The organism is Actinomadura luzonensis, assembly GCF_022664455.2.
GTDB lineage: Bacteria > Actinomycetota > Actinomycetes > Streptosporangiales > Streptosporangiaceae > Nonomuraea > Nonomuraea luzonensis.
On sequence record NZ_JAKRKC020000002.1, the window covers coordinates 3,130,132 to 3,157,006 of the forward strand.

The 26,875-nt window shown below is 73.5% G+C and carries 21 protein-coding genes; 18 read left to right on the plus strand and 3 right to left on the minus strand.

All coding sequences use genetic code 11. The annotated features are described in order from the left end of the window. Positions 1–70: 70 nt before the first annotated feature. The 10 genes from MF672_RS44895 (at position 71) to MF672_RS44940 (ending at position 10,651) form a co-directional block, all read left to right on the plus strand. Positions 71–481, plus strand: a complete 411-nt coding sequence (locus MF672_RS44895) for an STAS domain-containing protein (protein ID WP_247815756.1) — start codon at positions 71–73, stop codon at positions 479–481. A gap of 42 nt (positions 482–523) precedes the next feature. After that, a complete protein-coding gene (gene hisI / locus MF672_RS44900) occupies positions 524–868 on the plus strand; it encodes a phosphoribosyl-AMP cyclohydrolase (RefSeq protein ID WP_242375828.1) in 345 nt (114 codons plus the stop codon). 9 nt (positions 869–877) lie between these two features. Next, the gene (locus MF672_RS44905; protein WP_242375827.1) at positions 878–1,540 is read left to right on the plus strand and encodes a Trp biosynthesis-associated membrane protein; all 663 of its coding nucleotides are present in this window, start codon (positions 878–880) and stop codon (positions 1,538–1,540) included. Between the two features lie 96 nt (positions 1,541–1,636). Beyond that, positions 1,637–2,314, plus strand: coding sequence for a DUF4190 domain-containing protein (locus MF672_RS44910; protein ID WP_242375826.1), 678 nt, complete (start codon positions 1,637–1,639; stop codon positions 2,312–2,314). Positions 2,315–2,437: 123 nt separating this feature from the next. Next, positions 2,438–3,019: a CD225/dispanin family protein gene (locus MF672_RS44915; protein ID WP_242375825.1), complete on the plus strand. Its 582-nt coding sequence runs from the start codon at positions 2,438–2,440 to the stop codon at positions 3,017–3,019. A gap of 23 nt (positions 3,020–3,042) precedes the next feature. Beyond that, positions 3,043–3,474 (plus strand): DUF2752 domain-containing protein, encoded by a 432-nt coding sequence (locus tag MF672_RS44920; protein WP_242375824.1) that lies wholly within the window; start codon positions 3,043–3,045, stop codon positions 3,472–3,474. Between the two features lie 129 nt (positions 3,475–3,603). Then, a complete protein-coding gene (trpC, locus tag MF672_RS44925; RefSeq protein ID WP_242375823.1) occupies positions 3,604–4,443 on the plus strand; it encodes an indole-3-glycerol phosphate synthase TrpC in 840 nt (279 codons plus the stop codon). A gap of 38 nt (positions 4,444–4,481) precedes the next feature. Continuing rightward, the gene (trpB, locus tag MF672_RS44930) at positions 4,482–5,687 is read left to right on the plus strand and encodes a tryptophan synthase subunit beta (RefSeq protein ID WP_242375859.1); all 1,206 of its coding nucleotides are present in this window, start codon (positions 4,482–4,484) and stop codon (positions 5,685–5,687) included. A 49-nt stretch (positions 5,688–5,736) separates the two neighbouring features. Further along, on the plus strand, positions 5,737–6,531 hold the full coding sequence (trpA, locus tag MF672_RS44935; protein ID WP_242375822.1) for a tryptophan synthase subunit alpha: 795 nt from the start codon (positions 5,737–5,739) through the stop codon (positions 6,529–6,531). A gap of 166 nt (positions 6,532–6,697) precedes the next feature. Continuing rightward, positions 6,698–10,651 (plus strand): endo-alpha-N-acetylgalactosaminidase family protein, encoded by a 3,954-nt coding sequence (locus MF672_RS44940; RefSeq protein ID WP_242375821.1) that lies wholly within the window; start codon positions 6,698–6,700, stop codon positions 10,649–10,651. On the opposite strand, the gene MF672_RS44945 is transcribed toward MF672_RS44940, so the two are convergent. Next, the gene (locus MF672_RS44945) at positions 10,638–11,300 is read right to left on the minus strand and encodes a VC0807 family protein (protein ID WP_242375820.1); all 663 of its coding nucleotides are present in this window, start codon (positions 11,298–11,300) and stop codon (positions 10,638–10,640) included. The two genes, MF672_RS44940 and MF672_RS44945, sit on opposite strands and share 14 nt — an antisense overlap. 175 nt (positions 11,301–11,475) lie before the next feature. Between MF672_RS44945 and MF672_RS44950 the strand changes: the two genes are divergently transcribed. The 6 genes from MF672_RS44950 to MF672_RS44975 all read left to right on the plus strand — a co-directional run bounded on the left by MF672_RS44950 (position 11,476) and on the right by MF672_RS44975 (position 17,736). Next, positions 11,476–12,003, plus strand: a complete 528-nt coding sequence (locus MF672_RS44950) for a MauE/DoxX family redox-associated membrane protein (protein ID WP_242375819.1) — start codon at positions 11,476–11,478, stop codon at positions 12,001–12,003. After that, entirely contained in the window at positions 12,000–12,761 is a 762-nt protein-coding gene (locus tag MF672_RS44955) for a DsbA family protein (RefSeq protein ID WP_242375818.1), read from the plus strand. Before MF672_RS44950 ends, MF672_RS44955 begins: the two co-directional genes overlap by 4 nt. A 110-nt stretch (positions 12,762–12,871) precedes the next feature. Continuing rightward, complete coding sequence (gene lgt, locus MF672_RS51920; protein ID WP_407654803.1) at positions 12,872–14,317, plus strand: prolipoprotein diacylglyceryl transferase; 1,446 nt, start codon at positions 12,872–12,874, stop codon at positions 14,315–14,317. Then, positions 14,314–15,018: a VIT1/CCC1 transporter family protein gene (locus tag MF672_RS44965; protein ID WP_242375817.1), complete on the plus strand. Its 705-nt coding sequence runs from the start codon at positions 14,314–14,316 to the stop codon at positions 15,016–15,018. Before lgt ends, MF672_RS44965 begins: the two co-directional genes overlap by 4 nt. Next, on the plus strand, positions 15,018–17,072 hold the full coding sequence (locus MF672_RS44970; protein ID WP_242375816.1) for a hypothetical protein: 2,055 nt from the start codon (positions 15,018–15,020) through the stop codon (positions 17,070–17,072). Before MF672_RS44965 ends, MF672_RS44970 begins: the two co-directional genes overlap by 1 nt. Before the next feature lie 76 nt (positions 17,073–17,148). Beyond that, positions 17,149–17,736, plus strand: a complete 588-nt coding sequence (locus MF672_RS44975; protein WP_242375815.1) for a hypothetical protein — start codon at positions 17,149–17,151, stop codon at positions 17,734–17,736. Between the two features lie 13 nt (positions 17,737–17,749). On the opposite strand, the gene MF672_RS44980 is transcribed toward MF672_RS44975, so the two are convergent. Then, positions 17,750–19,336: a bis-aminopropyl spermidine synthase family protein gene (locus tag MF672_RS44980; protein WP_242375814.1), complete on the minus strand. Its 1,587-nt coding sequence runs from the start codon at positions 19,334–19,336 to the stop codon at positions 17,750–17,752. Between the two features lie 557 nt (positions 19,337–19,893). Between MF672_RS44980 and gltB the strand changes: the two genes are divergently transcribed. Beyond that, on the plus strand, positions 19,894–24,399 hold the full coding sequence (gene gltB / locus MF672_RS44985) for a glutamate synthase large subunit (RefSeq protein ID WP_242375813.1): 4,506 nt from the start codon (positions 19,894–19,896) through the stop codon (positions 24,397–24,399). A gap of 14 nt (positions 24,400–24,413) precedes the next feature. Continuing rightward, complete coding sequence (locus MF672_RS44990) at positions 24,414–25,895, plus strand: glutamate synthase subunit beta (RefSeq protein ID WP_242375812.1); 1,482 nt, start codon at positions 24,414–24,416, stop codon at positions 25,893–25,895. Positions 25,896–25,977: 82 nt separating this feature from the next. Here the strand turns inward: MF672_RS44990 and MF672_RS44995 are convergent, their stop codons facing one another. Then, a complete protein-coding gene (locus tag MF672_RS44995) occupies positions 25,978–26,835 on the minus strand; it encodes a helix-turn-helix domain-containing protein (RefSeq protein WP_242375811.1) in 858 nt (285 codons plus the stop codon). Positions 26,836–26,875 lie beyond the last annotated feature (40 nt).

Consider the following 26,875-nt stretch of genomic DNA (forward strand, 5'->3'; position numbering starts at 1 on the left):
GGCAAAACACACCGTGACGCCGGTCCGGCAGGTGTACCTTTCCGGCGGGGAGCGCCCCAGGGGAGGGGACATGAACGAGCTCAGCGCCGAGGTGCTGGAGATGACCCGGCAGCGGCACGGCGAGCACGTCGTCGTGAGCCTGGCCGGCGAGGTGGACGTCGACAACGCCTCACGGGTGCGGCGATGCCTCGACGAGGCCGTGGACGGCACGACGCACGACACGACGCACGACACGACGCACGCCACGAGCGCGGCGGCGGCCGGGCGGCGCGGGCCGCGCCTGGTGGTCGACCTGAGCGCGCTGACCTTCATCGACACCACGGGCCTCGGGGTGCTCGTGCGCCAGCTCGCCGCCCTGCGCGAGCGCGACGGCTCGATGGCGCTGGTCGCGCCGGACGGCCAGGTGCTGCGGCGGCTGCGCAGGACCAACCTGGCGCCGCTGTTCCCGATCTACGACACGCTGTCCCAGGCCCTCGCCTGAGCGCGGCCGGTGATGGCGGGGGCGAGCCAAGGGGCTGGTTGAATGGGGTACATGTCCCTGGACCCCGAGATCGCCGCCCGGCTGAAGCGCAACCCCGACGGCCTCGTCGCCGCCATCGCCCAGCAGTACGACACCGGCGAGGTGCTCATGCTGGCCTGGATGAACGACGAGGCGCTGCACCGGACGCTCACCACCGGCCGGGCCACCTACTGGTCGCGCAGCCGTCAGGAGCTCTGGGTCAAGGGCGACACCTCCGGCCACGTCCAGCACGTCAAGTCGGTGGCGCTCGACTGCGACGGCGACACCCTGCTGATCCGGGTCGACCAGGTCGGCGCGGCCTGCCACACCGGCGAGCGCACCTGTTTCGACGCCGACGTGCTCGCCTAGGCCGCGCCGATGCAGACCCCCGACCCCGGCCCCGCCCCTGGCCCCGCCTCCGACCCCGCCCCTGGGCCCACCTCCGTCCCCGCCCCTGGGCCCGCTTCCGGGCCCGCCCCCAGGCGTGCCGCGGGCGCCCGCAGGGAGCTGGCCGGCTGGCTGGCGCTCACCGTCGCCGGCTGCCTGCTGGTGCTGCTGGCGGCCGGCCGCGCGTGGGTGAGCGTCGCCGAGGCCGGGGCCGAGGCGCCCACCGGGGGTGACCTGAGCCCGGTGCTGACGCCGGTCGCGCTGGCCGGGCTGGCCGGCGTGGTGGCCGTGCTGGCCACCAAGGGCGCCGGCCGCCGCGTCGTGGGCGCGCTGCTGGCCCTGTGCGGGCTCGGCGCGGGCGTCGCCACCTGGACGGCGCTCGACGGTTCGGGCGTCACCGACTGGCTGGCCGCGCACAACACGTTGCGCGGCGCGACCGGCCTGAGCTGGCACTTCGTCGCGCTGTGGCCCGCCGTGTCAGGGGCGGGGGCGCTGCTGCTGGCCGCCGGGGGAGCGCTGGCGATCGCGCGCGGCGGCAGGTGGGCCGGCATGTCGGCCCGCTACGAGCGGCGCGGCCCGGCCCCCGCCGCCGAGGGCGACAAGGCGCTGTGGGACGCCCTCGACCGGGGCGACGACCCCACCGACCCCCGATGACGAAATCAGCACTGTTCTGAACCTCTGTCGGCTTGGCCGCCGTTTCCTCAATAAGCTGCCGGAGGCAACCCGCCAAGGACACTAGGAGCCAGGGGAATGAGCTACGGGGATCAGAGCGGCGGCTACGGGTCGCAGCCGCCGGGCGGAGGGTACGGGCAGCAGCCACCGAGTCACGGCCAGCAGCCCGGCTACGGTCAGCCTGGCTACGGCCAGCCCGGTTACGGCGAGCAGCCGCCCAGCGGCGGCGGCAACGGGGGTTATGGCGGCTACGGCGGCTACGGGCAGCCGCAGAGCGGCGCGCAGGGCTACGGCGGTCAGGGCTATGGCGGCCAGGGGTATGGCGGTCAGGGGGACGGGGGTCAGGGGTACGGGGGTCAGGGGTACGGCGCGCAGGGCGGTTACAGCCAGGCCGGCGCCTCCCAGGAGCACTACGCCTACGGCCAGGTCCCCCCGAGCGGCGCCTACGGCTACAACCCCTACGCCGCGCCCCCGCCTCCGCGCCCCACGAACGGCATGGCGGTCGCCTCGCTCGTCCTCGGCATCGTCGGCATGATCAGCTGCGGCCTGACCAGCATCGTCGGCGTGATCCTCGGCCACATCGCGCTCAACCGGATCAAGCGTTCCGGCGAGGAGGGCCAGGGCCTCGCCGTGGGCGGCCTGGTGACGTCCTACATCATGGTGGTCGTCAACGTGCTGCTGCTGATCTGGTTCGGCGGCATGATCCTTTCCTTCATCGGGCTGGCCGGCGCAGCGTCCAGTTCGTACGACTACTAGCCCCACAGTGACCTCGCGCTTGCGGTCCGATTACGGTTTGTCCGCAAAGTGGGCGTTAGTCCACGTAGGGCATGCTTTCTCGCTAGGCTGCCGCGCACTCGCACGACTTGAGGAGTCAGATCGATGACGTACGGAAACCAGGGCGACGGCGGCTACGGCTCGCAGCCGCCCGGCGGCGGCTACGGGCAGCAGCCCCCGAGCGGCGGCGGTTACGGCCAGCAGCCGCCCAGCGGCGGCGGTTACGGGCAGCAGCCCCCGAGCGGCGGTGGCTACGGCCAGCAGCCGCCCAGCGGTGGCGGCTACGGCGGCGGCTACGGCGAGCAGCCGCCGAGCGGCGGCGGTTACGGCGGCTACGGCCAGCAGCCCCCGAGCGGCGGCGGCTACGGCGGCGGCGGTTACGGCCAGCAGCCCCCCGGCGGCGGGTACGGCGGCCAGCAGCCCCCGGACAACCACCTGGTGCCGGCCATCCTGACCACCCTGTTCTGCTGCCTGCCCTTCGGCATCGTCTCCATCGTGAAGTCGTCGCAGGTCAACCAGAAGTGGCAGATCGGCGACTACCAGGGCGCGGCGCAGGCCAGCGAGGAGGCCAAGACCTGGTGGAAGCGCTCACTCATCTTCGGCGGCATCGCCTGGGCGCTCATCATCATCTTCTACATCGTGGTGTTCGTGGTGGCCGCGGCGAACATGCCGTCCACGTCGTACTGACGGAGAAGGCGGATACTGGGAGCATGAGCATCGCAACAACCGGGCGGCACGGCACGGGCCGGCTCAAGGCCCTGCTCGCGCCGCTCGGTGTTGCGGCCGGGGCGGGCGCGGTCGTCGCGCTCGTCGGCGTGGTCGACCCCAACGAGCCCGGCCACTACCCGACGTGCCCCTTCCTGTGGCTGACCGGCCTCTACTGCCCGGGCTGCGGCACGCTGCGGGCCATCCACGCGCTGGCGCACCTCGACCCGGTGGCGGCGCTCGGGCTCAACCCCCTCATGGTGGCGACGGTCCCGTTCCTGCTGTTCTGGTGGGGCAGGTGGGTGGTGCGGGCCTGGCAGGGCCGCCCCCGCAGGACGACGCTCGCCCACCCGGCGTGGCTGTGGGCCTTCCTCGGGATCGTCATGGTGTACTGGGTCGTCCGGAACCTGCCTTTCGGAGCGTTCCTCGCCCCGTAGGCCCGGCCAGACCTGGGCCCTGTGGTGAGGTACCCCGCGGGGGCCGATACCATCGCAGGACAGGCGGAGAGCGGACGCGAAGCGAACTCTCGGCCACCCCCACAGTCGATCCGGAGGGACCTCAAGCGCGTGAGTGAGCGGACGGAAGGGCCGAGCGTCCTCGACGACATCCTCGACGGGGTGCGCGCCGACCTCGCCGCACGTCAGCAGGCCGTGTCCATGGACGAGCTCAAGCGGCGGGCCGAGCGGGCGCAGGCCCCCAGGGACGCGATGGCCGCCCTCGGGGGCGACAAGGTCTCGGTGATCGCCGAGGTCAAGCGCTCCAGCCCCTCCAAGGGCGCGCTGGCCGCGATCGCCGACCCCGCAGCGCTGGCGGCCGACTACGAGGCGGGCGGCGCCCACGTCATCAGCGTGCTGACCGAGCGGCGCAAGTTCGGCGGCAGCCTCGACGACCTGGCCGCGGTGCGCGCCCGGGTCGACATCCCCATCCTGCGCAAGGACTTCATCCTCACCTCCTACCAGCTCTGGGAGGCCCGCGCCCACGGCGCCGACCTGGCGCTGCTCATGGTCGTCTGCCTGGAGCAGGAGGCCCTGGTCTCGCTCATCGAGCGGGCCGAGTCGATCGGGCTCACCCCGCTGGTCGAGGTGCACACCGAGGAGGAGCTCGACCGGGCGCTGGCCGCCGGGGCCCGGGTGATCGGGGTCAACGCCCGCAACCTCAAGACACTCGAGGTCGATCGCGAGGTCTTCACGAAGATCGCGCCGAAGATCCCCGACAATGTCATCAAGATCGCGGAGTCGGGCGTGCGCGGCCCGCACGACCTGCTCGCCTACGCGCGGAACGGCGCCGACGCCGTCCTGGTGGGGGAGAGCCTGGTCACCGGCAAGGATCCGCGCAAGGCCGTGGAGGCGCTGGTCACCGCCGGCGCGCACCCGTCCACGCGCCCCGACCACTCGACAGAGGGATAGCAGTGGCAAACGAAGGCACCATCCTGACCGCCGCGGACCTGGCGGGCAACGGCGCGTACGGCAACGACCCCGACGTGCACGGCAAGTTCGGCGTCTTCGGCGGCCGGTTCGTGCCCGAGGCGCTGATCCCGGCCCTCGACGAGGTCGCCGCGGTCTACGAGAAGGCCAAGAACGACGCGCAGTTCATCCGCGAGTTCGACCACCTGCTGCGCACCTACGCCGGCCGGCCCACCACGCTGACCGAGGTGCCGCGCTTCGCCGAGCAGGCCGGCGGCGCGCGCATCGTCCTCAAGCGGGAGGACCTCACCCACACCGGCGCCCACAAGATCAACAACGTGCTGGGCCAGGCGCTGCTCACCAAGCGGCTGGGCAAGAAGCGGGTCATCGCCGAGACCGGCGCGGGCCAGCACGGCGTGGCTACCGCCACCGCCGCGGCGCTGCTCGGCCTGGAGTGCGTCATCTACATGGGCGCGGTCGACTGCGAGCGCCAGGCGCTCAACGTGGCCAGGATGAAGCTGCTCGGCGCCGAGGTGGTGCCCGTCACCAACGGCTCCCAGACGCTCAAGGACGCCATCAACGAGGCCTTCCGCGACTGGGTGACCAACGTCGACACCACCCACTACCTGTTCGGCACGGTCGCCGGGCCGCACCCGTTCCCCGAGATCGTCCGCGACTTCGCGCGCATCATCGGGGTCGAGGCCCGCCGCCAGATGCTGGAGCTGACCGGCAGGCTGCCCGACGCGGTGTGCGCGGCGGTCGGCGGCGGCAGCAACGCCATCGGCGTCTTCCACGCCTTCATCGGCGACGAGAACGTCGCCCTGCACGGCTACGAGGCCGCCGGGCACGGCCTCGACAGCGGCGAGCACGCGCTCACGCTCACCGCCGGGTCGGTCGGCGTGCTGCACGGCTCGCGCACGTACGTGCTGCAGGACGACGAGGGCCAGACCATCGAGTCGCACTCGATCTCGGCCGGCCTCGACTACCCGGGCGTCGGCCCCGAGCACGCCTGGCTCAAGGACTCCGGCCGGGCCACCTACCACGGCGTCACCGACGACGAGGCGATGCAGGCGTTCTCGCTGCTGGCCCGCACCGAGGGCATCATCCCCGCCATCGAGTCCTCCCACGCCCTCGCGGGCGCGCTGGTGCTGGGCCGCGAGCTCGGCCCCGAGGCGACCATCCTGGTCAACCTCTCCGGGCGCGGCGACAAGGACATGGGCACGGCGATGAAATACTTCAACCTCTGACGAGCCGTCGCGGCATCAGGGCAGGCTCGACCTTCGAAACGGGACAGACATGACGACTCTTCAGACGGTGTTCGCCAAGGCGAAGGCGGACAACAGGGCCGCGCTCGTCGGCTACCTGCCCGCGGGCTTCCCGTCCAAGGGCGGCGACGTCGCCGCCGCCGCGGCCCTGGTCGAGGCCGGCTGCGACGTCATCGAGATCGGCCTGCCCTACTCCGACCCGCTCATGGACGGGCCGACGATCCAGGACGCCGTGCACCGGTCGCTGCTCAACGGCACCCGCATCGCCGACGTGATGCGCACCGTCGAAGGGGTCGCCGCGACCGGCGCGGCCACGCTCGTCATGACGTACTGGAACCCGGTCGACCGCTACGGCGCCGAGCGTTTCGCCCGCGACCTGGCCAACGCCGGCGGGGTCGGCACCATCACGCCCGACCTGACGCCCGAGGAGTCCGAGCCGTGGCGGGCCGCCTCGGCCGCGGCCGGCATCGACACGGTGTTCCTGGTCGCGCCCAGCTCCACCGAGGAGCGCATCAAGGCGGTCGTCGACTGCTGCACCGGCTTCGTGTACGCGGCCTCGCTGATGGGCGTCACGGGCGCCCGCGAGACCGTCAACGTCGCCGCCGAGGGCCTGGTCAAGCGCACGCGGGCGCACACCGACCTGCCCGTGTGCGTCGGGCTCGGCGTCGGCACCGGGGCGCAGGCCGCCGAGGTGGCCGGCTACGCCGACGGGGTGATCGTGGGCTCGGCGTTCATCCGCCGGCTGCTCGACGCGCCGGACGAGGCCGCGGGGCGCGAGTCCTGCGCGGCCCTGGCGCGTGACATGGCGACGGGCGTGCGCCGCTGACCTGGGCTTCCTGAACGCGGCTCCCCGCTGAGGGGGGCCGCGTTCGGCGTTTACCGGTGACTCCGGACAATGGTGAATATGGCGGGTAAGTCCATGGCGCGGGTGGGCGAGCGGGGTGATGATCGGGGCTCCCGAGCGGTCTGACGCATGATCCGGAGGGACACCTATGCGTCGAGGTCCCGTCGTCTTCGCAGCAGCCCTCGCCCTCACCCTCGCCACCCCGGCCACCGCGGCGGGCACCCGCGAGGCGCCCGCCCCACCCGCGAGCGGCCCGCCCTCCTCCGGCCCGCCCTCCTCCGGTGCGGCGCCGTCCGGTGGGGCGGGGGCCGGTGGGGCGGGGGCCGCTCCCGCGCCGTCGCCGACGTACGAGCTGCCCTCGCCGGAGCCGTCGCCCACCGGCCCGCCGCCGCCGAGCCCGACGGCGCAGAACGTGCCGCCCGTCCCCGCGCGCGTGGCCGGCCCGATCGCGATCTCCTCGGCGGCGCTGCGCGTGGAGCTGGACCCCGCCTTCCCGCGCGTCCTCGGCTACACCGACCGCGCCACCGGCGCCACGCTGGGCGGCGGCACGGCGGTCCCGGCGGTGGTGCTCAACGGCACGCCCCGCCCCGCCGAGGTGACGCTGACCGGCCGGGACGCCGCGACCGCCCGCTACCGGCTGGCCTTCCCCGGCCTGCCCGGCGTCGCGCTCGCGGCGAGCGTCGGCGTCAGGGGCCGGGTCACGACGTTCAGGATCGACGAGGTGCGCGACACCCCGGCCTTCCGCGTCGGCACGATCGACCTGCCCGGCCACGACCTGGTCTCGGTCTCCAGCGACCGCCCCGGCGCGGCCACGGCGTTCACCAGGCTCGACCCCAACGCCACCCGCACCGCCGACGTCATCGCCCCCGTCACGGCGGCCACCGCGCCCGACGCCGCGCCCGTCGGCGCCTCGTACGCCATCCTCAGCACCGCCCGCCTGGCCGCCGCCGTCGAGACGAACTCCACCTACGACCGCCCCTCGGGCGTCACCGACCACGACGCCGCCCGGCTCTGGCACCAGGCCAGGCGGGACGCCTCGGGCGCGGTCGGCGTCGCGGTGTGGAGCGGCCAGTGGACGCACCGCGCGGACGGCTCGCCGTTCACCGAGGAGCCGCCCTGGGCGAAGGTCGTCGTCACCCCCGACGCCAACGGCGACGGCACGGTGGACTGGCAGGACGGCGCGATCGCCTTCCGGCAGATCGCGATCACCCCGCCCGGCGCCGGGCGCACCAAGGAACGGGTGGCGGCGCACATCCCGTTCAACTTCTCCAGCCAGGCCACGCACCCGTTCCTGCGCACCCTGGACGACGTCAAGCGGATCTCCCTGGCCACCGACGGGCTCGGGCAGCTCGCGCTGCTCAAGGGCTACCAGTCCGAGGGCCACGACTCGGCCCACCCCGACTACGGCGGGAACTACAACCGCCGCGCGGGCGGCCTGGCCGACCTGCGCACGCTGCTGCGCGCCGGGCGGGCCTGGAACGCCGAGTTCGGCGCGCACGTCAACGCCACCGAGGCCTACCCGGAGGCCAGGAACTTCAGCGAGCAGCTCGCCGACCCGGACGCCAAGGGCTGGAACTGGCTCGACCAGGCGTACCTGATCGACCAGCGCGGCGACCTCACCCGCGGCACGCTCGCCCGCCGCTTCGCGCAGCTGCGCCGCGAGACCGGCGGCGACCTCGCCCTGGTGTACGTGGACGTGTACCGGCCCTTCGGCTGGCTCGCCGACCGGCTGCTGACCGAGCTGCGCGCGCAGGGCTGGCAGGTCGCCACCGAATGGTCGGACAAGCTGGAACGCGGCTCGCTCTGGTCCCACTGGGCCAACGACCTCGGCTACGGCGGCGTCACCAACAAGGGGCTGAACTCGCAGATCATCCGGTTCATCCGCAACGACGAGAAGGACGTCTGGAACCCGCACCCGATTCTCGGCAACGCCCGCATCGTCGAGTTCGAGGGCTGGCAGGCGCGCAACGACTTCACCGCCTTCCTCCGCAACGTGTGGGAGAACAACCTGCCCGCCAAGTTCCTCCAGCACTACAAGATCATGCGCTGGGGCCCGGACGAGATCGACTTCACCGGCGGCGTGCGCGGCACGTACCGGGACGGGCGGCGCGAGCTGTTCGCCGGCGGGCACAAGGTGCTCGACGGGCCGGCGTACCTGCTGCCGTGGGGCGGCAGGTTCTACCACTACAACGCGGCGGGCGGCGAGACGACCTGGGACGCCGATCGGGCGATGAGCGTCTACCGGCTCACCGACCAGGGACGCGTCCCCGAGGGCACGGTCACACCGGTCGGGGGGAAGGTCACGCTGCGGGCGGAGGCGGGCGTGGCGTACGTGCTGTACCCCGGCGGCGCGCCCGCCCAGGCCGATCCGCGATGGGGGCAGGGCAGCGGGCTGCGCGACCCCGGCTTCAACTCCGACGGCCTCGACGGCTGGAGCGCGAGCGGCCCGGTCCGGGCCGGGCGCGACGCGCTGGGCCGCCGCTTCGCGGTGCTCGGCGGCGGCGCGGAGGCCGCGCTGGAGCAGCGGCTGACCGGCCTCCAGCCCGGCCGGGTCTACACCGCCTCGGCCTTCGTCGAGGTCGAGCCCGGCCGCACCCGCGCCACGACGCTCGCCGCGGGCGGGGCGCGGGCCACGGTCGAGCGTTCGACGGCCCGCGACTACATCGCCTCCGACGACAAGCACGACACGTTCTTCCAGCGGCTCTCGGTGCCCTTCACCGCCGGCGGCGGGCCGGTGACGCTGCGGATCGCGGCGGCGGCCGGCGACGGCGACGTGCGGGTGGACGACGTGCGGCTGCTGCCCGGCGGGCCGCCCGGCCCCGTCGAGACGTTCGAGTCGGGCGAGCCCGGCTGGGGGCCGTTCGTCAAGGGGGACGCGGGCGGGTCGTTCGACGCCCGCACCCACCGCTCCGAGCGGCACGAGCCGTACACGCAGGCCGGCTGGCACGGCAAGACCGTGGACGACGTGCTGCGCGGCGACTGGTCGCTCAAGGCGCACGAGGAACGCCAGGGCCTCATCTACCGCACGCTGCCGCAGACCGCCCGGTTCGCGGCGGGCCACGCCTACGAGGTGTCCTTCGCCTACCAGAACGCGCAGGCCGACACCTACCAGTGGGTGACCGGCTACGACACCGGCCCGGGCGCGAGCGTGGAGACCCGGCGCACCACGCTGCCCGAGCAGCGCACGACCGCCGTGTTCAGCGAGCGGGTGACCGGCGGCTGCGGCGACGTCTGGGTGGGGCTGCGCTCGCTGCGGCCCGAGCAGGCGGGCGCCGACTTCGTCCTGGACGACTTCGCCGTCACCGACCTCGGGCCCGCCGGGGACGCGCCCGCCTGCGCCACGCTGGAGGTCACGCCCGGCGTGCCCGCCTTCGAGCAGGGCGCCGCCAACGAGGTCGGCACCGTGTTCACCAACCGGGAGGAGAGCGCCGTGCGCGACGTGCGGGTGACGCTGGAGGCCCCCGCCGGCTGGACGGTGACCGGCGACGGCGCCGGCGAGGCCGGGCCGGGCGGCACGCTCACCACCACGTGGCAGGTGACGCCGCCCGCCGACGCGCCCCACGGCACGTACGAGCTGAAGGCCGCCGCCGCGTACACGGTCGGCGGCGTGCCGCGGACGGTGACCGCCACGGCCCGCGTCAGGACGCTCCCGCCGCCGCCCCAGGCCGACGTCTACGCCTCCGACCTGGAGTGGGTCAGCGCCGCCAACGGCTGGGGGCCGGTCGAGCGCGACCGCTCCAACGGCGACACCGGCGAGGCCGACGGCGGGCCGATCGTCATCGGCGGCCGGACGTTCGCCAAGGGCCTCGGCACCCACGCGCCGGCCCGCGTCCGGTACTTCCTCGGCGGGCGGTGCACGGCGTTCCGGGCGTTCACCGGGGTGGACGACGTGCAGGCGACGCGGGGCTCGGTGCGCTTCACCGTGCTGGCCGACGGGGCCGAGCGGGCGCGCAGCCCGGTGCTGCGGGCGGCGGACGAGGCGTACGAACTGGTCGCGGACGTGTCCGGCGCGCGGTACGCGGACCTGGTGGCCGACGACGGCGGTGACGGCAACGGCAACGACCACGCCGACTGGGGCGAGGCCCGCTTCACCTGCTCCTGACGGGCTCGGCCGCCCGCAGCGGCGCGTACAGCGGCGACCAGCGGTTGTACAGCCCCGCGGGCACCAGGTAGACGTTGATGACGACCTGCATGAGCAGCAGCCACACGGCGTACTGCGCCGCGCCCAGGCCCGGCACGACGTCCACCGGCAGCGTGTACGCCATCACCACCCGCACCGCCGCGTCCGCCAGCAGCCCCGCCCCGTAGATCACGGTCACCACCCGCCAGATCCGGCGGAAGGCGGGCAGCCGCTCCCACAGCACGTCCCACGACTCGCCGCCCGGCCCGACCCGGCCCTCCAGCAGGAAACGGGTGAAGGTGAACGCCAGCGGGCGCTCCGCGCGCGCGCTCGCCAGGAACCACAGCGCCGCGACCGCCATGAACCAGCCGTCCTTGGCCAGCAGGAAGCGCGTGTCGTGGACGAGGGCCGAGATCACGGCGCTGGCCAGGAACATCGCGGTCATGAACAGGGCCAGCCGGTCGGGCCGCCGGCGCCGGGCCAGGCTCATGACCACGCTCAGCCCCGGCACGAACGAGGAGATCACCAGCGCCGGCTGGTGCTCCACGCCGGCGACCTCGCGCAGCCCGTAGTAGATCCCCATCGGCAGCGCGATGTCCATCCCCAGGGCGACCAGCGCCTTTACTCGCATGAGTAATTCCTACCTTGTCCTGGTAATTCGGGCAAACATCCCAGGTCGGAGCGGGAAAAGCTGGCTTAGCTGATGCTTATCCCGGGCGTGGTCCGATGGAGTCCCGGTACTGTGCGCACTTCCGGCACCGAGAAGAAGGGAATCAGTCTTGGACGCGTCACTATCGTCACCAACGGTGAGATTGCCGATACCCTGGGTGACGACCGCTGCCCGGCTCGTGCTGGGCGGAGTGCTGATCGCGGCGGGCGCGCTCAAGATCGGCAACCCGTCCGACTCGGTCCTGGCGGTCAAGGCTTACCAGCTGCTGCCCGACACGATCGCCGTCACGGTGGGCTACGCCCTGCCCATCCTGGAGATCGTCGTCGGCGTGCTGCTGGTGGTCGGTCTGCTGACCAGGGTGGCCGCCGTGATCGCGGCGCTGCTCATGCTCGCCTTCGTGCTCGGCATCGGCTGGGCCTGGGCGAACGGCCTGCGGATCGACTGCGGCTGTTTCGGCGGCGGCGGCCAGCTCGGGGCGGGGCAGGAGCCGGCCTATCTGCTCGACATCCTGCGCGACTTCGGCCTGGCGCTGCTCGGCGCCTGGACGGTCCGCTTCCCGCCGGGCCGCCTCGCGCTCGACGGCGCCCTCGGGCTCGGGGGCGACGGCGCCTACGACAGTGCCGACGACTTGGCTGATGACGATCATGCGGAGGACCAGCGATGAGCAAGGGTGAGCGCACGACCGCGACGCGCGGCGCACGCGAGAAGATCAGGGAGCAGCAGGCCGCCGCGCGCGCCCGCGACAAGCGCAAGCGCGTGATCACCTACGTCGCCGCCGGCGCGGTCGCCGTGGCCGCCGTCTGGGCCGGCTACTGGTACGGCGTGAGCAGGTCCGATTCCGAGGACGCCACGGGCGGCCTGGCGCCGGTCGCCATCCAGGCCGACGGCAGCGTGGTCATGGCGCAGAGCGGGGTGGACAAGCCCGTGCTCGACGTCTACGAGGACTTCCAGTGCCCGGCCTGCAAGGAGGCCGAGCGGGTGAGCGGCCAGACCATCAAGAACCTCGCCGCCGAGGGCAAGGCCAAGGTCGTCTACCACCCGATCACGATCTTCTCCCAGGAGCCCACCCGCTCCAACTCGCTGCGCGCCGGCAACGCCGCCCGCTGTCTCACCGACGGCAAGCAGTGGGTCGCCTTCCACGACCTGCTCTACCAGAACCAGCCGTCCGAGACCGAGGAGGGCTTCACCAACAGCCAGCTCCTGGAGTGGGGCAAGAAGGCGGGCGTCACCGATCCGGGCTTCGAGCAGTGCGTGACGTCGGGCAAGCACGTCCAGGCGCAGCAGGCGTACAGCCAGAAGATCATGGACGCGCAGAAGCTCAACCACACGCCGACCCTGAAGCTTAACGGCACAGAAGTGGACAACTCGGTCGTGTTCAGTCCTTCGGAGCTGCGTGACGCGGTCACGAAGGCGGCCAAGTAGCCTCGCTTCCGCTACCCTCACCTGACATGCCCCTTGCCTCGATTCCCAGCCCTTCCCAGGGGGTCTGGTATCTCGGAATCATCCCGATCCGGGCTTATGCACTGTGCATCGTGCTCGGCGTCATCGTCGCCGTCTGGCTGAGCGAGCGGCGCTGGCGCGCTCGTGGCGGCCAGAAGGGGACGATCATCGACATCGCGGTCCCCGCGGTCATCTTCGGCCTGATCGGCGGCCGGCTCTACCACGTCATCACCGACTGGCAGACCTACTTCGGCAGCCGCGCGATCAAGCCGGCCTACAAGGCGCTGTTCATCTGGGAGGGCGGCCTCGGCATCTGGGGGGCGATCGCGCTCGGCGGGGTCGGCGTGTGGTGGGCGGCGCGCCGGCGCGGGCTGTCCATGACCGCGCTGGCCGACACCATCGCGCCCGGCATCGCGTTCGGGCAGGCCATCGGCCGCTGGGGCAACTGGTTCAACCAGGAGCTGTACGGCGGGCCGACGACGCTGCCGTGGGGGCTGGAGATCGACGCCGACCACGGCGGCGAGCCGGGCGTGCTCTACCACCCGACCTTCCTGTACGAGTCGATCTGGGACGTCCTGCTCGGCTTCGCCCTCATCCTGGTGGGCCGCCGCCTGCGGCTGCGCCACGGGCGGCTGTTCGCCCTGTACGTGGCCGGCTACACGCTCGGCCGCTTCTGGATCGAGGGGCTGCGCATCGACCCGGTGGGCGGGGTCGACCACGCGGTGTTCTTCCTCGGGCTGCGCATCAACCAGTGGACGTCGATCGTGTTGTTCGTCGGGGCGCTGGTCTACTTCTGGGCGACCAGGAACAAGGAGGGCGTGGAGGTCGTCGTGTCGCCGTCCGCCGAGGCCGACCCGGCGCACGCCGCCGGCCAGTCCGACCCCGGCTCCACGGACGACACCCTCGCCACGGGCGCGGAACCCGACGACCGCGACACCTCCGGCCCGGACGGCACGGCCACCACCGCACCCGACGGCGAGGCCCCCGCCCCCGAGGGCACCACCGGCACCACCACATCAGCCGGCACCGAGGGCACCGCCGCACGGTCCGGCACTGAAGGCACCACCCCGTCCGGCACCAAGTCCCGCGCCACGTCGGGCGACGCCGAGCCCACCGCCACGGCGGGCGACGCCGAGCCCACCGCCACGGCGGGCGATGCCGAGGCCGCCGCCACGTCGGGCGATGCCGAGGCGCCTGGCGCGGCCGGTGACGCCGAGGATGGTGGCGCGGCCGATCCGGCCGGCGAGCGGCCCGGGGCCAAGGCGACGCCCGGCACGCCCACCTCCGCCGGCGGCCTCGCCTCCTCCGACGCCTCCACCTCCGCCGAGGTGTCCACGTCCCCCGAGGCGTCCGCGTCCGGCGACGCGGGCGACGCCCCCGGAGCCTCCGGCCCGGCCCGGTCCTCAGCCGACCCGGCGGCGCACTCCTCCGCCGACCCGGCGCACTCCTCCGCCGGCCTGGCCGACGCCGAGGAGGCCGCCGAAGCCGGCACGAGCAACGGCAGCGGCGGCGTCCCCAAGGAGACGAACTCCCGATGACCGAGCGCGCGGAGGCCCACCACCAGCATCGCGACGTCACCGGGGGCTGGCTGCGGCCCTCGGTGTTCGGCGCCATGGACGGCCTGGTGTCCAACTTCGCGCTCATCGCGGGTGTCGCGGGCGGCACCGCCGACACCCGGGTCATCGCCCTCGGCGGCATCGCCGGCCTGGCCGCCGGGGCGCTGTCGATGGCGGGCGGCGAGTACGTGTCGGTCGCCAGCCAGCGGGAGCTGGCCCAGGCCGAGATCGCCGTCGAACGCCGCGAGCTGCGCCAGCACCCCGAGGACGAGCAGGCCGAGCTCGCCCAGACCTTCGTCGACCGCGGCGTGGACCGCGAGCTGGCCGCCGAGGTCGCCCGGCAGATCTCCAGCAACCCCGAGCGAGCGCTGGAGGTGCACGCCGTCAACGAGCTGGGCGTCGCGCCCGGGGACCTGCCGTCGCCGCTGCTGGCGGCGGGGTCGTCGTTCCTGTCGTTCGCGGTGGGGGCGTCGTTGCCGCTGCTGCCGTACGTGCTGGGGGCCACGAACCTGTTGGTCTCCGCGGCGGTCTCGTGTGCGGCGTTGTTCGCGGCGGGCGCTATCGTGTCGGCCGTGACGGCGCGAAGCTGGTGGTTCTCGGGGCTGAGGCAACTCGTGGTGGGCGCGGTGGCTGCCGCGGTCACCTACGGGCTGGGCAATCTGATCGGGGCGGCGGGCCTGTGATGGCCCGCAGACGAGCCGGCTCGCGCGGCAGGAACGGCCGCCCCGACCCCGGCCAGAACCCCGCCTACCCCGACCAGCCCACCCCGGAGACCCCCTCCTCGCCCTGGCCGGACGTCCCCTCCTCGCCCAGCCCCTCACCCTGGCCGAACGCCGGCCACCCGGAGGCCGGTCACCCGGGCACCAGGCACTCGGCCACCAACAGGCACCCCGACTCCAGGCACCCCGACTCCAGGCACTCCGAGCCGCCCGGCCACCCCGCTCCCGGTCACCCCGCTCCTGGTCACCCCGCTCCTGGTCACCCTGCTCCCGGCCACCCCGCTCCGGGTGGCGCTCCCGCCTCCGGCGGCCGGCCGGCCCCCGGCCAGTCCGGCCCAGGCCAATCCGGCACCGGCCCGTACGGCACCGGCCCGGCCGGCGGCGCCCAGCCTGCGGCCGGCTCACCCGGCCCCGGCCACGGAGGCCCCGCCAGCGGCTACGGCCCCGGCCACGGAGGCCTCACCGGCGGCTACGGCCCCGGCGCCTCCTGGGACGCGGGCACCGCGTACGGCAGCGGCGCCGGCGCCCGCCCGCCCGCCACCCCGTCCTACGACGCCCCCTCCTACGACGCCCCGTCCCACGACACCACGTCCTATGACGACGACCTGACGGCCTCGGCCGGCACGGGCCGCGCCGGGCGGTCGCGACGCGGCCGCGCGGCCGAGGGCAGGCGAGGCGGCGGCCACCGCGCCCCGTCCGCCCCTGACACCGGAACGCACCGAGGCCCGTCCGTCCCCGAGGCCGGCGGCGCTCACGCGGCACTGGCCGGCTCGGCCGACGGCGGCTGGGCGGTGATCCCCGGCCCCGGCACGGGAGCCCACGACCCCAGAGCCGGCGGCGCTCACGACGGCAGAGCCGGCGGCGCTCACGAAACCCCGAGCCCGCGGACAGCGGAGGGCGCTGCGGCCGAGCCGGCGGAGACCGGGCGCGGCAACCGCGCGAGCGGGCTCTTCGGCAGAGGCAGGCGGGAGCGGGACGCCTTCGCCGACCACGACCTCGCGGATCAGGACGGCGGCGATTTCTTCGCATCCGACCGGATAGCAGCCGAAAGCGCCCCTCCACCCAGCGGCGCCGCCCTCGATGACCGGCCGTCCCGCGCTTCCAGGGCCGGCGGCAGGGGAACGCGCGCCCGCCGTCCCGACGACGTGCCCGCCGACGACGGCGTCGCGGCCTCCCGCGCAGGCGAGCACGACGACGAGACCGGGGAGACGACGGCCGGGTCGCGCAAACGACGCCGGACCCCGCCCTCGGACTGGCAGTTCCCCATCCTCACCGGCATGGGCCTCAAGCCCCGCCAGCAGCGGCTCATCGTGATCATCGCGTCGGTCGTGGGCCTGCTGGGGGCCACGGCGGGAGTGGTGGCCATCGCCATGTCGATCGGCGGCTACTCCCCGGAGCGCGAGGCCAGCGCCGCCCTGCTGGGCCCGGACGCCGCGCTGCCGCAGGTGTTCCGCGGCTGGAACTCGCCCAAGCTGTTCGACCCCCTCGCCGACCGGGCCAAGGACGGCAAGGCGCTCACCGAGAAGGAGGTGTTCGGGCAGAGCGAGCTGGAGGTCACCAAGAAGCTCAAGCTGAAACTCGTGGCCAAGAAGCTCGACGCCGACTGCTCGGCCGCCCTGTGGGGCGGGAGCCTGACCGAGCAGGTCGCGGACGCCGGCTGTACCCAGGCCGCCCGCGGCCTCTACCTCAGCTCCGACGGCCGCTACGTCGGCCAGTACACCCTGCTCAACCTCAGGGACGGCCAGTCCGCCACCGAGCTGGTCGACTCGCTGAAGACCCTCTACCGGGGCGGCTGGGCGCGCCCGCTGACCTCGTCCAAGGGCTCCTTCCCGCCGGGCGGCTACTCCGAGGCCGGCGGCTACGCCCTCGGCCACTACGTCGGCCTGGTGTGGCTCGGCCGGGTCGACGGCGCCGAGCCCGGCGTCAGGGACGACTACGTCTCGCTCACGCTGGGGCTGCGCGGCGCGGAGAAGGCCGTCTACCGGCGGGTCGTCGCGATCACGGGACCGGCCTCGTGACGCCCGCCGGCCGCCCGGGCGTTCGTGCCGGCGCCCGTCTCGTTTCTGTCGTCCGGAGCAGGGGAGCGGCCGGCTGATGTCCCGTCGTCTGGTGATCTCCGTCGTGGCCGCCAACGTGCTCGTCATCGCCGTCATCGGCTGGTTGTGGCTGCGCCGCGACGAGCCCAGGCCCGGCTCGTACCACGGCGAGCCCACGTCCGCCTTCTACGCCGCCATCGACACCCGCGCCCAGGACGGCAGCCCGCTCACCCCGCAGGAGGTCTTCACCGCCGCCAACCAGACGGTCGGCACCATGCGGCGCGAGGCCACCAAGGAGGTCGCCGACTGCGACGAGATCCTCTGGGGCGCCACCGCCGCCGGCTGCACGCAGGCGCTCCAGGCCACCTACCGGAGCGGCACGACGGCGGGGCAGTTCGTCATCTTCAACATGAGCGACGGGCGGGCGGCCGACGCGCTGGTGGCGGCGCTGGGCAGGGACGGGTTCGTGCGGCAGGACGTCCTGTTCGACGCCGCGACCAGCCGGGCGCAGGCCCGGGCCCTCGGCCACTACGTGACCGTGAGCTGGGCCGGCGGGACGGCGCACGAGCAGGAGCTCGTGGCGGCGCTGGTCGCGCTCGACGGGCTGGGGCACGTGGTGCAGAGCCGGGTCGTCGCCGCCACCTGAGCCCGGGGAGCGGTCAGGCCGTGGTCGCGGTGAGGGCCGTGACCGTGGTGGTGACCGCGTGGGGCAGGGACTCCAGGCGGTGGAGGGGCGCGTCCAGCGGGGTGAGGTCGTCCGACCAGGGGGCGGCCTCGCGGATCAGGGCGCGGGCCTCGTTCTTGGTGAGGGACGAGCCCTGCGCGCGGGCCAGCGCGATCAGCGCCTCCCGCCAGGTGTTGGCCAGCTTGGCGTGCCCGTTGTCGAGGATGCGGCGCAGCACCGCCGGGGCGTCGCCGTCGGGCTGCGGGAGGCGTACGGCATCGAGGCCGCCGGAGCCGGTGCTCAGCTTGTAGACGGCGGCCAGCACGTCGGGGACGGGCGGCAGGCCGGCGCCCACGACGCGGACGTGCGGAGCCCGGGTCGCCAGGAGGAGGCGCGGCAGCGCGGCCTCCAGGCCCGGCGGCAGGGCGACGGCGACGCGCTCGGCCGCGGCGGCGTACGGCTTGGCGAGCCACGTGGACAGCTTCACCCGCGGCTGCCCCAGTTCCTTCGGCCAGTCGCCGACCAGCAGGTCGGGGTCGAACCCCGCCGGGACGGCCGCCGCCGCGCCGCCGTCCGCCGACTCCACGGACTGGGGGCCCTGCGTGTAGATGGCGGTGGTCAGGCGGCTCAGGCGGGCGTTGACGGCGGGCCGGGTGCGGGTGGTGGGGCGCAGGAAGTACAGGTCGGCGGCCGAACCGATGGCCTCCGCGCCGAAATAGCGGTTGAAGTCGGGATAGATCGCCTCGTAGGCGAGGTTGAGCTCCGACAGCGCCTGCTGCACCTTGTACGCCAGCATCGGCGTCCGCTCGCTGGCCCCGTACGCCAGCAGCACCCGCCCGTCGTCCGCCAGCCCCTCCAGGGCGCGGGCCACGAACAGCCCGATGCCCTCCGGCGTGTACGGCGGGTCGGTGAACGCCAGGTCGTGCCCGTGCGCGGCGGCCGGCAGCCCGAGCCGCAGGTCGGCCCAGCGGGTGCGGACGCCGAGGTCCTGCTCGTCGATGTAGGCCAGGACGCGCTCGTCCACGTCCACGACCGTGACGTCGGTCTCGGGGTGCACGAGCTTGACGGCCAGCGAGGTGAGGTCGTGGTCGCCGACGCACAGCAGACGGGCGCCGGGCAGCCAGAAGCGGGCGCCGAGCAGCAGCGCGCGGCGCAGCGCGGTCTCGGGGGTCGCCGAGACGTGGTCGAGGGTGTGGCGGGCGCGCGGCGCGTTCGCGACGAGGGCCGTCAGGCGGTCGAGGACGTGCGCGTGGTGCGGGACGAGATGGGCCACCGGGTCCTCGGGCGGCGGGGCCACGGCGAGGAGGTCCTGGTAGGCGGGGGTGTGGGCGGGCCGAATCCGGAACTCGTCGCCGCCCCGGCGCTCCAGGGGCAGCTCGCGGAGCAGGGCCTCGACCGTCCGCCGCGATGTGGCGGTGGCGCGGACGAGAGCGGCGAGCGTCCACCACTGGCCGTCGCACAGGAGGGCCAGGGCATGCCTGAGGCGGCGGCTGTCGGCGCCCGCGGCGACGAGCAGCCGCTCCAGCCCGTCGCGCCCCGGTGTCCCGCCGCGCTGCTCCGCCGCCACCCCGTCTCGCCCCATGAGGCAACCCTATCGACCCCCACCACCCCTCCCCGCCGCCCGCACGAGGCCGGCCGCGGTCGGTGGTCGCGCGGAGTGCTGGGCGGGGTGGCGGATGGCGGGATGGGGAGCTTGCCCCGCCACCCGTCCCCGGCCGCTTGTGGGAGGCCGGCCGCGGTCGGTGGTCGCGCGGAGTGCTGGGGGGATGGGAAGGCTGCCCCGCCGCCCCTTTCCACCGTTCGTGGGAGGCCGGCCGCGGTCGGTCGTCGCGCGGAGTGCTGGGCGGGGTGGCTGGGGGTGAGGGGGTGGGGAGCCTGTGAGGGGTGGGTGGCCGGGAAGGGGGAGGAATCGATTCTCGTGGCGTAAAGCGCTGGCCGGATCGGGAATTTCGCGGCCCAGGTCCGAGGTTTGAGATGATGAGTTCGGATGTCGGGAAGGTCCGAATGTTCGCAATGCGGACGCGGCGGGCACCATTCCGACATGGTGCGGTAACCTCTACCCACGATATGCAGCAGGGCCAACGTCGTCCCCGCCTGTAAGCGCAGTTCGAGACAGACGATGACGACGGGAGGGATTACATGCCTGCTGCCCACCTCGGGTTCCCCGAGCCCCAGGGCCTCTACCACCCCGCCAACGAGCACGATGCCTGCGGTGTCGCCATGGTCGCCGACGTCGCGGGACGCCGGGGGCACGGGATCGTGGTCAAGGCGCTGACGGCGCTGTGCAATCTGGACCATCGGGGGGCCAAGGGTAGCGAGCCGGACACCGGCGACGGCGCCGGCATCCTGACGCAGATCCCCGATGCGTTCTTCCGGGCCGTGGTGCCGTTCACCCTGCCCGCGGCCGGCGCGTACGCCGCCGGCATGGCGTTCCTGCCTGTCGACGAGGAGGCCCGCGGCGTCGCGGTGCGCCTCATCGAGGAGATCGCCAAGGAGGAGGGCCTGACGGTCCTCGGCTGGCGTGAGACGCCGGTCGACCGCGCCCTGCCGGGCCCGAGCGCCCGCGCCGTCATGCCGCACTTCGCCCAGCTCTTCGTCGCGAGCCCCGACGGCCGCGAGGGGCTGGAGCTGGACCGGCTGGCGTTCTGCCTGCGCAAGCGGGCCGAGCACGAGGCGGACGTCTACTTCCCCTCGCTGTCGGCGCGCACGATCGTCTACAAGGGCATGCTGACGCCCGACCAGGTCGAGCCGTTCTTCCCCGACCTGAGCGACGAGCGCTACGAGACGGCGATCGCGCTGGTGCACTCGCGTTTCTCCACCAACACCTTCCCGAGCTGGCCGCTCGCGCACCCGTACCGCTACATCGCCCACAACGGCGAGATCAACACGGTCAAGGGCAACCGCAACTGGATGCGCGCCCGCGAGGCCATGCTGGCCTCCCCGCGCATCCCGGGCGACATCGCGCGCCTGTTCCCCATCTGCGACCCCGACGGCAGCGACACCGCCAGCTTCGACGAGGCCCTGGAGCTCCTGCACATCGGCGGCCGCAGCCTGCCGCACGCCGTGCTGATGATGATCCCCGAGGCGTGGGAGAACCACACCGAGATGGATCCGGCCCGCCGGGCCTTCTACGAGTTCCACTCCGCGATGATGGAGGCCTGGGACGGCCCCGCCTCGATCACCTTCACCGACGGCACCCTGGCCGGCGCCGTGCTCGACCGCAACGGCCTGCGCCCCGGCCGCTTCTGGGTGACCGCCGACGGCCTGGTCGTGCTCGCCTCCGAGGCCGGCGTCCTGGACATCAAGCCCGAGGACGTCGTGCGCAAGGGCCGCCTGCAGCCCGGCCGCATGTTCCTCATCGACACCGCCCGCGGCAAGATCATCGAGGACGACGAGATCAAGGCCGAGCTGGCCGCCGAGCTCCCGTACGAGGACTGGTTGCACGCCGGCCTGGTGCGCTTCGAGGAGCTGCCGTCCCGCCAGCGCGAGACCACCACCCACGAGGCGCTGGTCAAGCGGCAGCAGACCTTCGGCTACACCGAGGAGGAGCTGCGCGTCATCCTGTCGCCGATGGCGAAGAACGGCCAGGAGCCGATCGGCTCCATGGGCACCGACACGCCGGTGGCGGTCCTGAGCGAGAAGCCGCGGCTGCTGTTCGACTACTTCACGCAGTTGTTCGCGCAGGTCACCAACCCGCCGCTGGACGCCATCCGCGAGGAGCTGGTCACCTCCCTGGCCAGCACCATCGGCCCCGAGGGCAACCTGCTCGACCCGGGCCCGGCCTCGTGCCGGCAGCTCGTGCTGCCGTACCCGGTGATCGACAACGACGAGCTCGCCAAGATCATCCACATCAACGACGAGCACGACCTGCCGGGCTTCCAGCCGCACGTCATCAGCGGCCTGTTCGAGGTCGCGGGCGGCGGCGAGGCGCTGCTGCGCCGCCTGGCGGAGATCCGGGCCGAGGCGTCCCAGGCGATCGCCGACGGCGCGCGCATCCTCGTGCTGACCGACCGGGGCTCGTCCGACACGCTGGCCCCGATCCCGTCGCTGCTGCTCACCGGCGCGGTGCACCACCACCTGATCCAGGAGAAGACCCGCACCAAGATCGGGCTCGTGGTGGAGACCGGCGAGGCCCGCGAGTGCCACCACATGGCGCTGCTCATCGGCTACGGCGCGGGCGCGATCAACCCGTACCTGGCGATCGAGACCGTCGAGGACCTCGTCGACGCCGGCGTGCTGGCGCTCGACAAGCGCAAGGCCGTGCGCAACCTCATCAAGGCCTACGGCAAGGGCGTCATCAAGGTCATGTCCAAGATGGGCGTGTCCACGGTGGCCTCCTACACCGGCGCGCAGATCTTCGAGGCGCTCGGCCTGAGCCAGGAGGTCATCGACTCCTGCTTCGCCGGCACCACCTCGCGCCTCGGCGGCGTCGGCTTCGACGTGCTGGCCGAGGAGGTCGCGCAGCGGCACCGCCACGCCTACCCGCGGGCGGAGAACCCCCACCGCAGGCTCCAGGTCGGCGGCGAGTACCAGTGGCGGCGCGAGGGCGAGCCGCACCTGTTCAACCCCGAGACCGTCTTCAAGCTGCAGCACGCCACCCGCACGCGCCGCTACGAGATCTTCAAGGAGTACACGAACCTCGTGGACTCCCAGGCGGAGAAGCTCATGACGCTGCGCGGCCTGTTCAAGCTGCGCAAGGGCAACCCGATCCCGATCGAGGAGGTCGAGCCGGTCTCCGAGATCGTCAAGCGGTTCTCCACCGGCGCGATGTCCTACGGCTCCATCTCCATGGAGGCGCACGAGACGCTCGCGATCGCCATGAACCGGCTCGGCGGCAAGTCCAACACCGGCGAGGGCGGCGAGGACCCCGAGCGCCTGTACGACCCGGCCCGCCGCTCGGCGATCAAGCAGGTGGCCTCCGGCCGCTTCGGCGTCACCAGCGAGTACCTGGTCAACGCCGACGACCTGCAGATCAAGATGGCGCAGGGCGCCAAGCCCGGCGAGGGCGGCCAGCTCCCCGGCCACAAGGTCTACCCGTGGATCGCCAAGACCCGGCACTCCACGCCCGGCGTCGGCCTCATCTCGCCGCCGCCGCACCACGACATCTACTCGATCGAGGACCTCGCCCAGCTCATCCACGACCTGAAGAACTCCAACCCGGAGGCCAGGGTCCACGTGAAGCTGGTCGCCGAGGTCGGCGTCGGCACGGTCGCCGCGGGCGTGTCGAAGGCGCACGCCGACGTGGTGCTCATCTCCGGCCACGACGGCGGCACCGGCGCCTCCCCGCTGACCTCGCTCAAGCACGCGGGCGCGCCGTGGGAGCTGGGCCTCGCCGAGACCCAGCAGACGCTGCTGCTCAACGACCTGCGCGACCGCATCGTCGTCCAGGTCGACGGGCAGCTCAAGACCGGCCGCGACGTCGTCATCGCCGCGCTGCTCGGCGCCGAGGAGTACGGCTTCGCGACCGCGCCCCTCGTCGTCAGCGGCTGCGTGATGATGCGGGTCTGCCATCTCGACACCTGCCCCGTGGGCGTCGCGACGCAGAACCCCGAGCTGCGCAAGCGCTTCACCGGCAAGCCGGAGTTCGTGGTCAACTTCTTCGAGTTCATCGCCGAGGAGATCCGCGAGTACCTGGCCGAGCTGGGCTTCCGCTCGCTGGACGAGGCGATCGGGCACGTCGAGCTGCTCGACACCACGGCCGCCGAGGAGCACTGGAAGGCCGGCGGCCTGGACCTGTCGCCGATCCTGCACCGGCCGGAGCTGCCCGCGGGCACCGCGCTGCGCCGGGTCGTCGGCCAGGACCACGGCCTGCAGCACGCGCTGGACAACACCCTCATCCAGCTCGCCGAGGGCGCGCTGGACAGCGGCACCCCGGTCACGCTGGAGCTGCCCATCCGCAACGTGAACCGCACGGTCGGCACCATGCTCGGCTACCAGGTCACCAAGCGGTACGGCGGCCAGGGCCTGCCCGACAACACCATCGACATCTCCTTCACCGGCTCGGCGGGCAACTCGTTCGGCGCGTTCGTGCCGCGCGGGGTCACGCTGCGGCTGACCGGCGACGCCAACGACTACCTCGGCAAGGGCCTGTCCGGCGGGCGGATCACCGTCCGGCCGCACGAGGCGGCCCCGCTGGACGGCGACATCATCGCCGGCAACGTCGCCCTGTACGGGGCCACGTCCGGCGAGGTGTTCGTCCGCGGCGTCGTGGGCGAGCGGTTCTGCGTCCGCAACTCCGGCGCCACCGCGGTCGTCGAGGGCGTGGGCGACCACGGCTGCGAGTACATGACCGGCGGGCGCGTCGTGGTGCTCGGCCCGACCGGGCGCAACTTCGCGGCCGGCATGTCGGGCGGCATCGCCTACCTGCTGGACCTCAAGACCGCGCGGGTCAACCGCGAGATGGTCGCGGTCGAGGAGCTGTCCGGGGCGGACGCCGAGTTCCTCAAGGAGGTCGTCGAGAAGCACTTCGCCGAGACCGGCTCGCCGGTGGCCAAGGAGCTGCTCGCCGACTGGGAGGCGGCGCTCGGCCGGTTCAGCAAGATCATGCCGACCGACTACAAGCGGGTGCTGGCCGCCGCCGAGGCCGCCCGCATCGAAGGCAGGAACGTCGACGAGGCGGTCATGGCCGCCGCGGTCCAGGGTTAAGGGAGGCGTACCGAATGGCTGACCCCAAGGGTTTTCTCACGCACGACCGGGAGCTGCCGGCGCGCCGCCCCGTGGACGTCCGCATCACCGACTGGCGCGAGGTCTACCAGGACTTCTCCCAGGAGAAGCTGACCAAGCAGGCCGCGCGCTGCATGGACTGCGGCATCCCGTTCTGCCACAACGGCTGCCCGCTGGGCAACCTCATCCCCGAGTGGAACGACCTGGTCTACCGCACCGACTGGCGCGAGGCGATCGAGCGGCTGCACGCCACCAACAACTTCCCGGAGTTCACCGGCAGGCTCTGCCCGGCTCCTTGTGAGGCGGCGTGCGTGCTCGGCATCAACTCCGACCCGGTGGCGATCAAGCGGGTCGAGGTCGAGATCATCGACCGGGCGTTCGCCGAGGGCTGGGTCACCCCGCGGCCCCCGGCGGTCCGCACCGGCAAGCGGGTCGCGGTCGTCGGCTCCGGGCCCGCGGGCCTGGCCGCCGCCCAGCAGCTCACCCGGGCCGGGCACGACGTGGTGGTGTTCGAGCGGGCCGACCGGATCGGCGGCCTGCTGCGCTACGGCATCCCCGAGTTCAAGATGGAGAAGCGCCACATCGAGCGCCGGCTGGAGCAGATGCGGGCCGAGGGCACCGAGTTCCGCACCGGCGTCAACGTCGGGGTCGACATCACCGCCGCCGAGCTGCGCGAGCAGTTCGACGCCGTGGTGCTGTCCGGCGGCGCCACCCAGTGGCGCGACCTGCCGGTGCCCGGGCGCGAGCTCAAGGGCGTCTACCAGGCGATGGAGTACCTGCCGCTGTCCAACAAGGTCCAGGAGGGCGACTACGCGGTCGCGCCCGTCTCGGCCGAGGGCAAGCACGTGGTGGTGATCGGCGGCGGCGACACCGGCGCCGACTGCATCGGCACCGCGATCCGGCAGGGCGCCGCGTCGGTCACCCAGCTCGAGATCATGCCGGTCCCGCCGAGGGAGCGGCCGGCCGGGCAGCCGTGGCCGACGTACCCGATGCTGTTCAAGATGGAGAGCGCCCACGAGGAGCTCGCCGACCGCGGCGGGGAGCGCATGTACGCGGTGTCCACCACGGAGTTCGTCGGCGACGCCGACGGCAACGTGCGGGCGCTGCGCCTGGTCGAGGTCGAGGGCCCGGGCAGCGGCTTCAAGCCGATCCCGGGCACCGAGCGGGAGATCCCGGCCGAGCTGGTCACGCTGTCCATGGGCTTCCTCGGGCCGGAGAAGGGCGCGCTGCTGACCGACCTCGCCGAGGTCGCCGGCGGCGACGGCTTCTTCGACAAGCGGGGCAACGTCGCCCGCGACACGACGTACATGTCCAAGGTGGACGGCGTCTTCGTGGCCGGCGACATGGGCCGCGGCCAGTCGCTCATCGTGTGGGCGATCGCCGAGGGCCGCGCCGCCGCCTCCGGCGTGGACCGGTACCTGACCGGGGAGACGGCGCTGCCGTACCCGATCCTGCCGACCGCGCGCCCGCTGGTCTGACCCTCTTCCGCCCGCCGCCGTACGCGCTCGCCGCGCGTGCGGCGGCGGTCGCGTGCCCGGCCCGCCCAGCCGGCCCGCCCGCTCAGCCCGCCGGGACGGGGCCGGCGGCCAGGGCGCAGCCGGCGGTGATCTCCTCCAGCGCCCGCCGGGAGGCGGGATCGGCCGGGCGGTAGATGACCAGCCGCTGGTCGGGGGCCTGGAGCGGGGTCAGCACTTCGTACTCGACGGTCAGCGAACCGGCCTCGGCGTGCCGCAGCCGTTTCCTGCCGCGGCCGTTGACCCGCACGTCGCGGAGCGCCCACAGGCGGGCGACCTCCTCGCTGCCCGCGGTCAGCTCCTCGATGAGCGCCGCCAGGGCGGCGTCGTCGGGGTGGGCCGCCCAGGCGGCCCGCAGGTCGGCGATGCCCTCGCGCAGGGTGCGCTCCCGGTCGCGGTAGAACGCGCGCAGGCCCTGGTGCAGGGTGCACAGCCACATGCTGTTGCGCTGCTCGGGCGGCAGCGCGGCGAAGTCGATCATCAGGGCGGACATCTCCGGGTTCCACGCGAGGATGTCGAAGCGGTGGTTGAGCACCATGGCCGGCAGCGGCGACAGGTCGAGCACCAGCCGCGACAGCGGGCCGGCCGTGTCGGCGCCGGCGGCCGGGCGGCGCTGAGCGGGCCGCTGACGGGCCAGGTCGAACAGGTAGACCCGCTCGTCCTCGCTGAGCCGCAACGCGCCCGCCAGGGCCTCCAGGACCTCGGGGGAGGGGCGCAGGCGGCCCTGCTCCACCCGGATGACGTAGTCGACGCTGACGCCGGCCAGCTCGGCGACCTCCTCCCGGCGCAGGCCGGGCGTGCGGCGGTGGGTCGTGCGGCGGGCGGGCAGCGCGACGTCACGGGGATCGAGGCGCTCGCGGCGGGTGCGCAGGAACGCCGCCAGTTCGCGGGTCACGATGCTCATCGCCCTCGATCCTACGACGGCTCGTCCTGGGAGAGCCCGT